Raw genomic sequence first — 12,371 nt, 5'->3', positions numbered from 1 at the left:
ATTTTTCATGAACGGCCTGGATACCCGCAATTCGGCACTTGAAGATCCGGCGGCCATCGAGGGGCCGCAGCGCCTCTTTTTTGCGCTGTGGCCATCCGCCGAAACCGCCGCCGAGATCTCGGCCTGGGCGCACGCGGCGCACGCCTTGTGCGGCGGTCGCGTGCTGCGGCCCGAAACCCTGCACATGACCCTGGCCTTTCTGGGCAACACGCCGGCGGCGCGAGCCCGGGAGCTGATCCATGCGGCGCCGGCCTGGACCCTTCCCACGGGCAGGCTTGAACTGCGGCATTTCGGCCGCTTTGCCGGTCCGCGCATTGTATGGGCCGGCCCCTCGGCGCATGACGGCGATCGCATACCGTGGCTCGACGAGGCTTACGGCCGGCTATGGTCATATCTGTCCGCCCTGGGATGGCAGCGGCCGCCGTCCGTGTTCCGGCCGCATGTGTCCCTGCTGCGCAAGGCCGGCGACGCCGACCTCGGCGCCCTGCGCCCGCCCCCTATCGCGTGGACGCCTGCGCGATGCGTCCTGGCCGCATCGAGGCCATCCGAAGAGGGGTCGTATTACCAAGTCCTGGCTGCGGTTTCCTTGGAAAACTCCTCGCTTCGGCCGTAGCGGCAAACATGGCGCGGGCGATCGCCCGGACCGCATGCGGCGAGGCGCCCCCGGCCCCGGCCTGACCGCCGCTCGCGTGGGCGGGCATCCCGCTTGCTGGCCGTTTCCTGCGGCTTCGCCGCCCTTGAACCCAAACAGGAGCCGTCTATGCCCGCGCATGCCAACACACCTGGAAAAAAAAGCCCCCCGACCGCGGACGACGGCAAGAAGGCGCCGCAAGCGCCCGTCGACGATCAACCGCAACGCGAGGATGAGTACCTGAGCAAGTTCTTGCGCACCACCAATCCTGAAAGCGATGAGGGAAAGAAAGACGGGCGCAAGGACAAGGACAAGAAATAATCGTTAAAAGGATTTTTTATGCAACTCGAAGGCTCATGCCACTGCGGCGCCGTGGAATTTTCGGTTTCCAGCGCCACGCCCTATCCCTATCAGCGTTGCTATTGCTCCATCTGCCGCAAGACGCAGGGCGGGGGTGGTTATGCCATCAACCTGGCCGGCGACGCCGAGACCATGAAGGTCACCGGCAGCGCCAGCATTTCGGTCTATCACGCGCTGCTACAGGAACCGGGCGAGAAAACCGCCCATCCCAGCACCGCCGAGCGCCATTTCTGCAAGCGTTGCGGGAGCGCTTTGTGGCTGTTCAGCCCCGAATGGCCGGAACTGATACACCCCTTCGCCTCCGCCATCGACACGCCGCTGCCCGTTCCGCCGGAGCATACCCACTTGCTGCTGGATTCCAAGGCGCCATGGGTGGAAGTGGACGCCAGGCCAGGCGATAAATTATTCGACGGCTATCCGGAAGAATCCATAGCCGAATGGCATAAGCGCCTGGGGCTGACCCAGGCCTGACCGGGCGGCGCTCTTCAGGCGTGTCCGGGTGATAGACTTCAAGCACGATCATCTCGACCAGGATTTATCATGGCGGTCTTTCTTCCCGTGCTGAAAGTGGCGCTTCCCTACATAACGCAAATCGTCACCGCGGCCGTGCCGATGTTCACGTCCAAGCCCGCCGAAGGGAAGGCGGACGAAGTCATTCCCAGGCAGATACGCGAGCTGCAGTCCGCGGTGACCCAGAATGCGGAGTCCGTCAAGGGACTGGCGCTGCAGTTGAAGGAAACGATCGAAGGCCTGGATGCCGCCGCGGCCAGGCTGCAGCGGGAAATCGTCTTCCTGAGGCGCCTCGCCATATTTGCGGCGGTGGTCGCCGCGGCGGCGGCGGGCGTGGCCATCTGGGCGGTGGGCAAATAGCCCGCGCCAGGCCTGGCGCCGCGCGCCGCGCGCTGCCCATCACGCTCGAACGCGGCGCCTGATCGCAGCGTCTCGCGAGAACACCTCCCCCCAAGCTTTCCCGCCAGCGCGGCAGCGCAAGCCCGGCGCTGGCCGGCCGCATGCCGAATGGGTTTGACAATTCCTGTCAGTCAATAATAGAATAGAACATATGTTCTGTCTAAAAGAACAATTGACACAAAAAACGATCGAGGCGAACTTGGGGCCGCGGCGGGGAGATATGCAAGCATGACGATAGACGACGATTTGCCCGTAACACATTGCATGGCCGGCTTTGCAATAGATACGTCCTGGGACGGGCTGTCCGAAAGGCTGCGGGCCGAATCGGTACGCGCGCTGATGAACTGGGTGGCCTGCGCGGTCGGGGGCGCCGGCACGCCTTCGATGGACGCGGCCGTAAAGGGAATCATGGCCATGGATGGCGAAGGCGCCACCCCCGTGCTGGGGCGCCGGGAACGCACCGGGATGTCGAATGCCGCCCTGCTGGGCTGCCTGAGTTCATCCGCCCACACGTTTGACGATACCCACCTGGCCACGATCACCCATCCGACCGGGCCGGTTGCGGCGGCCGCGCTCGCCGCGGCGCACACCCTGTCGCGGGCCGGCAATCCGGTGCCGGGCACTGGGCTGCTGAACGCGCTGTCGATAGGCATCGAACTGGAATGCCGGGTCAGCAACGCCATAGCGGCGGGCGGCGGTTCCAGCATCGGCTGGTACATGACGGGGCTGTCGGGAGGCATAGGGGCCGCGGCGGCGGTCGGGCGCCTGCTCGGCCTAGCGCATGAGCAGATGATCCATGCCCTCGGCCTGGCGGCGACCCAGGCCTGCGGCCTGCGCGCCACCCATGGCAGCATGGCGATCACCTATGTCCCGGCCGTCGCCGCGAGAAACGGCCTGGTCTCGGCCTATATGGCGCAGGCCGGTTTCACATGCAGCGAGATTTCCATCGACGGGCGCAATGGCCTGTTGCAGGTGTTGTCGGCCACGGCCGACCCGCGGAAAATCCGCGAGGGGCTGGGCCGCGATTTCGAGCTATTGAACAATACCTACAAGCCATACCCTTGCGGCATCGTCATTCACCCATCGATAGACGCCTGCCTGGAATTGGCGCGCAGCGGCGCGATTTCCCCCGGCGACATCGAGCGCGTCGACCTGCGCGTCCATGCGGATGCCTTGAACCTGACCTGGCGCAAGCTGCCGCGCAGCGCGCTGGACGCCCAAGTCAGCCTGTACCACTGGGTGGCGGCCGCCCTGGTCCGCAAGGCCGCGGGCGTGGAGCAGGGCGAGCTCGAATGCGTCCTGGATCCCGAAGTGCGGGCGCTCCAGGAAAAGCTGCATGTCGAAGTGGCGCCCGGCCTGGCGGACAATCAGGCGGCGGTCGCCGTCCGGCTCAAGGATGGCCGCGTTTTCGAGGCCAGGACCGAGAACGCGACCGGCAGCGTCACCAACCCCATGAGCAACGACCAGCTGATTGAAAAATTCCGCAAGCTGGCCAGCCTTGCGCTGGACTCGCGGCGCTGCGGCGACCTTCTAGACTTTTGCCTGGACATGCCCGCCGCAAGCGACGCTGCCGGGATTTTCAGTATCGGCGCCGGCTAAGCAAGCGCCAGGACAGGCATTCGATTTCTACTCAGGAGACAACAAAATGAAGAACCTCAATCGCTTGCGCCTTGGCGCCGCGGCGTGCGCCGCAGTCACGGCTCTGGGCGCGGCTTGCCTGCTTGCGCCGGTAAAGGCGCAAACAGCCGGCTTCCCGTCCAAGCCGATTACCCTGGTGGTCGGCTTCTCTCCCGGCGGCTCGAACGATATCGTCGCGCGGGCAATCGCCCAGCCCCTGGCCGAAGACCTCGGGGTTTCGGTGGTCGTGGAGAACCGGGTGGGCGCCGCGGGCATGATAGGCACCAACCACGTGGCGCAGGCCAGCCCCGACGGCTATACATTGATGGTCAGCAGCGCCAGCCCGCTGGTCGTCACTCCCCACACCCATGGCAAGGTGCCGTATGACGCGCGCCAGGATTTCGCGGCGATCAGCCTGGTCGGCATCACGCCCGAGACCCTGGCCGTCAATCCCAAGGTGCCGGCGCACAATCTCAAGGAACTGATAGCCCTGGCCGGCAAACAGCAAGTGACGCTGGCTTCGTCCGGCAGCGGCGGCCTGCCCCACCTGGCCATCGAGCTGTTCAAAAGCGCCGCCGGCGGCAATATCGTGCATGTGCCGTACAAGGGCGCCACGCCCGCGGTGACCGATACCCAGGCCGGCCACGTGGATGGCGTAGTCGTCGATTTGCCGGCCGTCTACCAGCAGATCAAGGACGGCCGCCTGCGCGGGATCGTGATGGCCAACGACAAGCGATCCGAATTTCTGCCCGACCTGCCGGCTTCCGGCGAGGAGGGACTGCCGTCTTTTGTCGCGGTCAACTGGATAGGGCTCATCGCACCGCAAAAAACGCCGCAGCCGGTCATAGACAGATTGCACCAGGCGCTGATGCGCGCCATGAAGAAGCCCGAGGTCAAGCAGCAACTGGCGCAGGCGGCGGTGGAGATCTCCACCAGCGCGACGCCTGCCGAATTCCGCGCTTTCATCCTGGCCGAGTACGACAAGTGGGGGAAAATAGTGCGGGATGCCAAGATATCGGCCTCGGACTGAGGCCGGGCATTGCGCCTTTATTCCACCTTGATGCCGGCGGCGTCGACGACCTTGCGCCAGCTGGCCACCTGTTCATGCACCCAGGCGCCGAATTCCTCGGGGCTGTTGGTCAGGGGTTCCGCGCCCAGGGTGGCCAGCTTTTCCTGAATTTCGGGCATCTCGACAATCCTGGCCATCTCGGCGCTGAGCTTGTCTATGATGGGCTTGGGTGTCCCGGCCGGAGCCATCACGCCCTGCCAGCTGCCTGTGAGGAAGCCGGGTATCATTTCGCTCACGGTGGGCACATCGGGCAGCTGGGCCAGCCTTTTGCTGCTGGTGACGGCCAGGAGCCGGATCTTGCCGCTCTTGACATGCGGATAGGTGGCGACCATGCCGTTGGTCGTGACATCGACCTGCCCGCCGACCAAGTCGGTAAGGGCCTGGGCCCCGCCTTTATAGGGTATATAGCCCCAGTCGATGCCGCTTTTCTGGGCAAACAGCACGCCGGCCATATGCGGGGCGCTGCCGATGCCGGCCGCCGCGGCGAAGTTGAGCTGGCCTTTTTTCGACTTGGCATAGGCGACCAGCTCTTCCTGGGTCTTGACGGGCAATGCCTTGGTCGTGACCAGCAGATGCGGGGAATAGGCCAGCATGGTGACGGGCGCCAGGTCTTTCGCCGGATTGAAGGGCATATTGGGGTAGATGCTGGGGCTGATGGTGAGGTTGCCCATGTCGATCAGCAGCAGCGTATAGCCGTCGGCGGGCGACCTGACCACGTAATCCGCCCCGATATTGCCGTTCGCCCCGCTGCGGTTGTCGACGACCACCGACTGGCCCCAGGCTTCGCTGAGCTTCTGGCCGACCAGGCGCGCGAGCACGTCCGAGGTTCCTCCCGCGGGGAAGGGGACGACGATCTTGATGGTCTTGTTCGGATAGCCCGCGGCGCCGTCCTGCGCGAATGCGGCGGGGGCCGCCATGCAGACGCAGCAAGCGGCTGCCGCCAACCCTGATAATTTCTTCATATTGTCTTCTCCTTGCGCTGCGGGCGCACTGTCTGTTTTATGAGTGCCGAAGCACTTTCCTGACTGGTTTTTCAATTATCATACTTACTTGTCAGTTGTCGTACAAGTAAAAAATCAAGAGACCGCCTGGCGGCCGTCCGGCATGCGCCGGCAAGCCGCGGGCAGCGCGCCCCGTCCCGGGCGGCCCGCTGCCCTTAGGGGCGCGCTATACGCTGTAGCGCTTGTCCAGATCGTCGAAAAGGCCTTTTTGCACCAGTTGCTGGCGCTGCGCGAAGCTGGCCACCAGGCCGCTGTCTTCGTCCAGGCGGCCGGTATCGCGCAGGCGCTCCAGCGCCACCGTCATGCCATGCACGGCGCTTTGCAGCGCGGCGTTGGCGTACAGCACCAGCCCAAAGCCCATGGTGGCAAATTCGGCGGCGGGCAGCGTCGGCGTCTTGCCGCCGATCACCACATTGACCACTTGCGGCACCCGCAGCGCCTGGGGGATGCGGCGCAGTTCGTCCAGGCTTTCGGGCGCCTCGACGAAGGTGATGTCGGCGCCATTCTCCGCGAACAGCGCCGCGCGCTCGAGCGCGGCTTCGAAACCCTCGACCGCGCGCGCGTCGGTGCGCGCGATGATGAGGAAGTCTTCATTCGCGCGCGCGTCGACCGCGGCCTTGATCTTGGATGCGGCTTCGGCGGCGGGAATCACAGCCTTGCCGCTGAAGTGGCCGCATTTCTTCGGCATGACCTGGTCTTCCAGCTGGATCGCGTTGGCGCCCGCGCGCTCCAGGGTGCGCACCGTATGCCGCACATTGAGCGCATTGCCGAAGCCGGTGTCGGCGTCGACGATGATGGGCAGGTCGACGGCGTCGCGCGTCGCCGCCGTGTGCTGGGCCAGGTCCGCCAGGCTGATGAAGCCCAGGTCGGGAACGCCGTAGAAGGTATTGGTGATGCCGGCCCCCGTGAGGTAGACGGCTTCGAAGCCAAGTTGCTGGATGAGGCGGGCGGTCAAGGCGTTGGACGCCCCGGCCACCATCAGGCCGCGGCGGGCCTGGACTTTCTGTTGCAGGATGGTGCCTGGTCGGGTGCTGGCCATTTATTCCTCCTTCATGCCGGCGGCCTTGACGACCTCGCCGAGGCGGGCGCGTTCCGCATTCACGAACTCAATGAATTCGGCCCGCGTTCCGCCCACGGGTTCAATGCCAAGAGGGGTGAGGCGATCGACGACTTCCGGCGACTTCATGGCCGCATCCACCGCGGCGGCCATCTTGTCCAGGATGTCGGCGGGAACGCCGGCTGGCGCATGAAGCCCGGCCCAGTGTGCGATCTGCAGCTTGGGGAAGCCCTGTTCCGTGGCCGTGGACAATTGCGGATAGGCTGCGATGCGCCGCACCCAGGTAGTGGCGAGCGCCTTGAATTTGCCGCCCGGCTCGATGTGGGGCAGCGCGATGATGCTGGCCTCGGAAGTGCCGGAGACCTGCCCGCTCATGACGGCGACCACGCCTTCGGAGCCGCTCTTGTAGGGCACGGGCTCGATCTTGGCGCCGTACTGGGTGTTGAGCAGTTCGGCGACGAAATGCGGCGTGCTGCCGGTTCCCGCGGTGGCGAAGTACAGGCCCTCGCCGGTCTTGGAGGCGTCGACGAAATCCTTCAGGTTATTGAATTTGGAATCCGCGGGAACGACGATGACCGAAGGCGCCAGGCCTATCATCACGACGGGCTCCAGATCGCTGTCCTTGAACGGCATGGATTTCTTGATCATGCTGTTGGAGATAACCCCCGCTGCGCTGATCAGGAAGGTATAGCCGTCCGGCGCGCTCCTGGCCACATAGTAGGAACCTATCGTGCCGCCGGCCCCGCCCTTGTTCTCGATGATGATGGGCTGGCCCAGTTGCTTGGAGGCGCCTTCGGCCGCGGCCCGGGCCATTAGGTCGTTGGCGCCGCCGGCCGAGAACGGCACGACGAATGTGATGGGCTTGTTCGGCCATGTCTGGGCGGCGGCGCCGCCGGCCAGCGCCATGCCGGCCACCAGGGCGATGAGTGTGCGGGAAAAGGGTATCTGCATGTGGGTCTCTTGGATAGGCGTTAATGGGAATGGAAGCTGGAAGGACTGGGCGGCCGCGCATGCAGCCGCATATGCGCAGAATAACGCAGTCCCGGCCGCCGCGACAGCCGGATTCGCGCCGGCGGCCGCCGCGGCCGGCTCGTGGATGCCGCCGCTCAGTCGGCGGCGAAGCTGCGTATCAAGGGCGACCACTCGTCCACCGTGTTCTTGATGTAGGCGGTGAATTCCTCGGCGTTCTTGTAGTCGGTCTTGAGGCCGAACTGATCGGCGCAATTGCGGAACTGTTCGGTATCGATGGCGCGCTTGAAAGCCAGGTCTATCTTCTTCACGACCTTGGGATCCATGCCCTTGGGGCCTATCACGCCCAGGATGCTGGGCGCGACCAGGGTGTAGCCCGCCTCGACCAGCGTGGGGGCGTCGGGAAAGGCGGCGATCCTTTTCTCGGTGAATACCGACAGCAGGCGCAGGCGATTGTCGCGCACATAAGGCACCCATTCAGCCGTCTGCGCCATCACGTCGACGTCGCCGCGCAGCAGGGCGGTTATGGCTTCGGGCCCGCTTTTGTACGGAGCATGCACCCAATCGGCGGACACGGCCTCGCCCAGCCTGACCATGGTCAGGTGCTGCGGCGTGCCGACGCCCGCGGTGCTGTAGGCGACCGACTTGGGCTTGGCCTTGGCGGCCCTGATGACGTCTTCCAGCGATTTCCAGGGCGCATCCTGGCGCACCAGCAGCCCGACCTGGTACTGGGCGACCATGGCGATGGGCTGGATATCCTTCTGTACATCGTAAGTGATGGATTTATTCAGGAACTGATTGAGCACGGCGCCGGTGGACAGGGCGGCAATGGAATAGCCGTCTGGCGCCTGCCGCGTCAGGTAGGCCACCGAGAGCGACGAACCGGCCCCCGGCTTGTTTTCCACCACCATGCTCTGGCCGAGCTCTTTGCTGGCGGTCATGGCCAAGGCGCGGAAGCACATGTCCGTGCCGCCGCCCGCGCCGTAGCCGACCACCAGTTGCACGGGCTGCCTGGGGTAGTCGTCGCCCGCGCCGGCATGGGCAAGGGCGCCCAGGGCGAGGGCGGCGCAGGCGCCTATCGTCTTGAGCAGGATGTGGCCAGGGAATTTCATTGAAGTGTCTCCTCGTGTGATGCGCCGCGGGATGGACGCGTTGTCGTTTTTCTAATAGTCTATAAATGCGGATCTTAATACTTTAAGCGCCGATGATACAAGCCCCGGGGTCGACTTATGATGGAAGACAGGCCGCTGGCCGCGCCGCGCTTGCTTGTGGCAATGCCCGATAAAAAGAGTTAAAGTCTAGTTTTATGATCTATGAGAGAAAAAATCATGGGTGAACAGCGCAAGGTTCTCGTAACAGGGGCCAGCCGCGGCATCGGCCGGGCCATCTGCAACCGTCTGCACGCCGACGGCTACGCCGTCGTGGGCATCGCGCGCACGCGGCCGGCCGACCTTCCCGAAGGGATGGATTTTCACTGCGCCGATCTTTCTTCCGCCGAGGATTTGCGCGGCCTCTTGAAGAAGCTCGCCGCGCAAGGCCCCTATCATGGGCTGGTCAACAACGTCGGTCTCGTGCAATCGGACCCGCTTGCGGATGTGCTGCTGGAAGACCTGCATCGCGCGGTCGCCTTGAACCTGGAGGCGGCAATCCTGTGCGCCCAGGCCCTGATCGGCGGCATGCGCGAGGCCGGCTTCGGGCGCATCGTGAATATTTCGTCGCGGGCGGCGCTGGGCAAGCAATCCCGGACGATCTACAGCGCCACCAAGGCCGGGGTGATAGGCATGACGCGCACCTGGGCGCTTGAATTCGCCGCGCAAGGCGTTACCGTGAACGCGGTGGCCCCGGGCCCCATCGCCACCGAATTCTTCTGGGACGCGAACCCGGACCGCGATGCGACCACGGCGAAGCTGCTCGCCGCCATCCCCGTGGGGCGCATAGGAGAGCCGGACGATGTCGCCAATGCCGTGGCCTACCTGCTCGACCGGCGCACCGGCTTCGTTACCGGACAAACACATTTCGTTTGCGGCGGCATGACTGTCGGCGCCGCCTGAACCCGCGAACAACCAGCCAAGGAAGACAAGCATGCAACGATGGACTGTGCGCCCGGAAGGGTCGAATTGGGGCGACTTCGGCGCCGATGACGAATTGGGCCGCGTCAACCTGCTGGGCAGCGAGCAGGTGCTCAAAGGCGTCCGGGAAGTGCGGGAAGGCAAGGTGTTCTGCCTGTCGCTGCCGCTGGACCTGCCCGGCGGCATGGTCTTGAACCCGCGCCGCAAGCCGCCGCGGCTGGCCGCCACCGAACGCGACGGCGTGCCCTACATGAATTTCGCGATGGAAACGCTGGATGCAAGCGCCATCGACGTCCTGAGCGACGACCAGGTTACGCTATCGCTGCAATATTCCACGCAATGGGACAGCCTGGCCCATGTCGGCGCGCTCTTCGATCCGCTGGGCGACGGCGTCGCGGCCAAGCTTTACTACAACGGCTACCGGGCGGGCGAAGATGTGCTAGGGCCCGACCACGCCGAAGACGGCCACGATTGCGGCTCGCACGGCACGGGCGCCAGGAAGCTGGGCATAGAAAACTTCGCTGTCAAGGGCATGCAGGGGCGCGGGGTGCTGGTCGACCTGGCAAGGCGCTACGGCCGCGACAGAAAGCTGGTCGGCCATGCCGAGCTCATGGCTGTCATGGAAGCCGACAAGGTCGTCGTGGAACCGGGCGACATGCTGGTGCTGCGCACCGGGTTCGCCGAAGTCGTGATGGAAATGGCGGGGAATCCCGACGCCGACGTATTGCATCATAGCTGCGCGGTGCTGGACGGCGCCGACGAGAAATTGCTGGCCTGGATCACCGACAGCAAGATTGCGGCCATCTGCGCCGACAACTACGCGGTGGAGGCCTATCCGGCCCGTGAACGGGAAGGCAGGAAATCATTGCTTCCCCTGCATCATCACTGCCTGTTCAAGCTGGGCCTTCCGCTGGCCGAGCTCTGGTATCTGCGCGATCTCGCCGAGTGGCTGGCGCAACACCAGCGCAACCGCTTCCTGCTGACCGCGCCGCCCTTGCGCCTGCCAGGCGCGGTGGGCTCTCCCGTCACCCCTATCGCGACCGTCTGAATCCCTGCGCCCAACGACTTGCCGACCATGAACTTCGATACTTTGCTCAACGCACACCTGGCCCGCCGGCCCGATCGCATCGCCTTTTACGATGGGACGTCGGCCGTGTCGTACCGGGAGCTGGATGCCGAGGCGGGCCGCTTGGCCCTGCGCCTGCATGATCGCGGCGCCAGGGCCGGCGACCGCCTGGCGCTATGGCTGCCCAACTGCGCGGCGTGGATCGTGGTCTTCCTGGCTTGCGCCAGGCTGGGCGTCACGGTCATTGCCCTGAACACGCGCTTTCGCGGCCATGAAGTGGGCGATATCCTGCAGCGCGGCAAATGCCGGTGGCTGGCGATGTGGCCGGATTTCAAGGGCATAGCCTTCCAGGGCATACTGGAATCCGTCGATGCGCAATGCCTGCGGCGTCTCGAAGGAATACTGGTGTGCGGCGGCACAGCAGCGGCCGGCGGCACGCTGGCCGGGGTCCCCGCTTTCACCTTCGAAGGCGCCCCGCGGCCGGCGGGCCAGCCACCGAAGGCCGCGGCCGATGACCAGGCCGATGCGCTGGTGTATACCACCTCGGGCACCACGGCCGTGTCCAAGCTCGTCGTGCATAGCCAGGGCGGCCTGATCCGGCACGGCTGCGATGTTGCCGCCGCCTTCGGCATCCAGGACAGCAGCGCCGTGCTGCTGGGGGCGCCATTGTGCGGCGCTTTCGGTTTTTCCACGGCGGTGGCGGCATTGTCGGCTGGCGCCGCGCTGGTGTCCGCGCCTGTCTTCGATCCGGTCGAAACCGCGGCGCAGATCCATGACTGCAAGGTGACGCACACCTTCGCCAACAATGAATTGATCGATCGATTGCTGGCGGCGGCCGCCGGCGCCGTGCCCGCTTTCCCATCCATGCGCGTGGCCGGATTCGCCAGCTTCGCGCCATCGCTGGATACGCTGCCCGAAAGGGCGCAAGCGGCGCAATTGACGCTGGTCGGCCTGTACGGGTCCAGCGAGCTGCAGGCCCTGGTGGCCGGGCAGGATCCGGCCAGCCCGCTCGCCATCCGCCGCAAGGCGGGCGGCAGGCTCGTTTCGCCCGAAGGCAGGGTGCGGGCCCGCGATCCGGAGACCGGAAGCATTCTGGCGCACGGCGAAATCGGCGAAATCGAGATCCGCGCGCCCAGCCTGATGAAAATGTATCTCGATGACCCGCAAGCCACGGCCAGGGCGGTCGATCCCGAGGGCTATTTCCGCACGGGCGACCTTGGCGCCACGCTGAGCGACCGCGCATTCGAATTCTCCGCGCGCCAGGGGGATTACATGCGCTTGAGCGGCTTCCTGGTCAACCCGGTGGAAATCGAACAGTTCATCGAAGCCCTGGACGGCGTGCTGGCGTGCCAGGTGGTTGGCGCCGACGACGGCCGCGGCAGCCAGGCGCCGGTGGCTTTCGTGCGGCGCCAGCCCGGCCGCGATATCGCGCAAGAGGCCGTCATCGATCACTGCCAGCGCCATATGGCCAAGTTCAAGGTGCCGCGCAAAGTCCTGTTCGTCGATCAGTTTCCCGTGGTCGAAAGCGCAAACTCCAATAAAATACAGCGCTCCAAACTGCAGGAAATGGCCAAAGCCGCGCTCGTTCCCGGGCCGGAGCGCCTTTCTTGAAAAGGCCATCCG

The 12,371-nt window shown here is 65.1% G+C and carries 13 protein-coding genes; 9 read left to right on the top strand and 4 right to left on the bottom strand.

Going from position 1 to position 12,371, the window contains the following annotated elements; genetic code table 11:
• The first annotated feature begins 7 nt into the window (after window positions 1–7).
• The 6 genes from thpR to BUB23_RS09725 all read left to right on the top strand — a co-directional run bounded on the left by thpR (window position 8) and on the right by BUB23_RS09725 (window position 4,547).
• Complete coding sequence (thpR, locus tag BUB23_RS09750; RefSeq protein WP_143160937.1) at window positions 8–613, top strand: RNA 2',3'-cyclic phosphodiesterase; 606 nt, start codon at window positions 8–10, stop codon at window positions 611–613.
• Window positions 614–706: 93 nt separating this feature from the next.
• The gene (locus tag BUB23_RS09745) at window positions 707–952 is read left to right on the top strand and encodes a hypothetical protein (RefSeq protein ID WP_143160936.1); all 246 of its coding nucleotides are present in this window, start codon (window positions 707–709) and stop codon (window positions 950–952) included.
• Window positions 953–970: 18 nt separating this feature from the next.
• Window positions 971–1,462: a GFA family protein gene (locus BUB23_RS09740; protein WP_073102909.1), complete on the top strand. Its 492-nt coding sequence runs from the start codon at window positions 971–973 to the stop codon at window positions 1,460–1,462.
• A gap of 69 nt (window positions 1,463–1,531) precedes the next feature.
• On the top strand, window positions 1,532–1,861 hold the full coding sequence (locus tag BUB23_RS09735) for a hypothetical protein (protein ID WP_073102908.1): 330 nt from the start codon (window positions 1,532–1,534) through the stop codon (window positions 1,859–1,861).
• Between the two features lie 267 nt (window positions 1,862–2,128).
• Entirely contained in the window at window positions 2,129–3,499 is a 1,371-nt protein-coding gene (locus BUB23_RS09730; RefSeq protein ID WP_073102907.1) for an MmgE/PrpD family protein, read from the top strand.
• Window positions 3,500–3,545: 46 nt separating this feature from the next.
• Entirely contained in the window at window positions 3,546–4,547 is a 1,002-nt protein-coding gene (locus tag BUB23_RS09725) for a Bug family tripartite tricarboxylate transporter substrate binding protein (RefSeq protein WP_073102906.1), read from the top strand.
• Between the two features lie 17 nt (window positions 4,548–4,564).
• On the opposite strand, the gene BUB23_RS09720 is transcribed toward BUB23_RS09725, so the two are convergent.
• The 4 genes from BUB23_RS09720 to BUB23_RS09705 all read right to left on the bottom strand — a co-directional run bounded on the left by BUB23_RS09720 (window position 4,565) and on the right by BUB23_RS09705 (window position 8,725).
• On the bottom strand, window positions 4,565–5,548 hold the full coding sequence (locus BUB23_RS09720) for a Bug family tripartite tricarboxylate transporter substrate binding protein (RefSeq protein ID WP_073102905.1): 984 nt from the start codon (window positions 5,546–5,548) through the stop codon (window positions 4,565–4,567).
• A 205-nt stretch (window positions 5,549–5,753) separates the two neighbouring features.
• Complete coding sequence (locus BUB23_RS09715) at window positions 5,754–6,626, bottom strand: isocitrate lyase/PEP mutase family protein (protein ID WP_073102904.1); 873 nt, start codon at window positions 6,624–6,626, stop codon at window positions 5,754–5,756.
• On the bottom strand, window positions 6,627–7,595 hold the full coding sequence (locus BUB23_RS09710) for a tripartite tricarboxylate transporter substrate binding protein (RefSeq protein ID WP_073103105.1): 969 nt from the start codon (window positions 7,593–7,595) through the stop codon (window positions 6,627–6,629). It abuts the gene before it with no gap.
• A 155-nt stretch (window positions 7,596–7,750) separates the two neighbouring features.
• Complete coding sequence (locus tag BUB23_RS09705) at window positions 7,751–8,725, bottom strand: tripartite tricarboxylate transporter substrate binding protein (RefSeq protein WP_073102903.1); 975 nt, start codon at window positions 8,723–8,725, stop codon at window positions 7,751–7,753.
• Window positions 8,726–8,941: 216 nt separating this feature from the next.
• On the opposite strand from BUB23_RS09705, the gene BUB23_RS09700 reads away from it, so the two are divergent.
• Genes BUB23_RS09700 through BUB23_RS09690 form a run of 3 tightly spaced genes read left to right on the top strand, consistent with a single transcriptional unit; the run spans window position 8,942 to window position 12,359 of the window.
• On the top strand, window positions 8,942–9,664 hold the full coding sequence (locus BUB23_RS09700) for an SDR family NAD(P)-dependent oxidoreductase (RefSeq protein ID WP_073102902.1): 723 nt from the start codon (window positions 8,942–8,944) through the stop codon (window positions 9,662–9,664).
• Window positions 9,665–9,695: 31 nt separating this feature from the next.
• Window positions 9,696–10,730 (top strand): cyclase family protein, encoded by a 1,035-nt coding sequence (locus BUB23_RS09695; RefSeq protein WP_073102901.1) that lies wholly within the window; start codon window positions 9,696–9,698, stop codon window positions 10,728–10,730.
• 27 nt (window positions 10,731–10,757) lie between these two features.
• Window positions 10,758–12,359: an AMP-binding protein gene (locus BUB23_RS09690; protein WP_073102900.1), complete on the top strand. Its 1,602-nt coding sequence runs from the start codon at window positions 10,758–10,760 to the stop codon at window positions 12,357–12,359.
• Window positions 12,360–12,371 lie beyond the last annotated feature (12 nt).

It is taken from the genome of Pollutimonas bauzanensis, from assembly GCF_900129885.1.
GTDB lineage: Bacteria > Pseudomonadota > Gammaproteobacteria > Burkholderiales > Burkholderiaceae_B > Pollutimonas > Pollutimonas bauzanensis.
Note: the sequence above shows the minus strand (reverse complement) of the source record. Positions and strands in the feature narration are given on the sequence as shown.

Coding starts and splice junctions, on each gene's coding strand:
- BUB23_RS09740 (WP_073102909.1), top strand. CDS start 971: ATGCAACTCGAAGGCTCATGCCACTGCGGCGCCGTGGAATTTTCGGTT.
- BUB23_RS09725 (WP_073102906.1), top strand. CDS start 3,546: ATGAAGAACCTCAATCGCTTGCGCCTTGGCGCCGCGGCGTGCGCCGCA.
- thpR (WP_143160937.1), top strand. CDS start 8: ATGAACGGCCTGGATACCCGCAATTCGGCACTTGAAGATCCGGCGGCC.
- BUB23_RS09695 (WP_073102901.1), top strand. CDS start 9,696: ATGCAACGATGGACTGTGCGCCCGGAAGGGTCGAATTGGGGCGACTTC.
- BUB23_RS09730 (WP_073102907.1), top strand. CDS start 2,129: ATGACGATAGACGACGATTTGCCCGTAACACATTGCATGGCCGGCTTT.
- BUB23_RS09705 (WP_073102903.1), bottom strand. CDS start 8,725: ATGAAATTCCCTGGCCACATCCTGCTCAAGACGATAGGCGCCTGCGCC.
- BUB23_RS09690 (WP_073102900.1), top strand. CDS start 10,758: ATGAACTTCGATACTTTGCTCAACGCACACCTGGCCCGCCGGCCCGAT.
- BUB23_RS09735 (WP_073102908.1), top strand. CDS start 1,532: ATGGCGGTCTTTCTTCCCGTGCTGAAAGTGGCGCTTCCCTACATAACG.
- BUB23_RS09720 (WP_073102905.1), bottom strand. CDS start 5,548: ATGAAGAAATTATCAGGGTTGGCGGCAGCCGCTTGCTGCGTCTGCATG.
- BUB23_RS09700 (WP_073102902.1), top strand. CDS start 8,942: ATGGGTGAACAGCGCAAGGTTCTCGTAACAGGGGCCAGCCGCGGCATC.
- BUB23_RS09710 (WP_073103105.1), bottom strand. CDS start 7,595: ATGCAGATACCCTTTTCCCGCACACTCATCGCCCTGGTGGCCGGCATG.
- BUB23_RS09715 (WP_073102904.1), bottom strand. CDS start 6,626: ATGGCCAGCACCCGACCAGGCACCATCCTGCAACAGAAAGTCCAGGCC.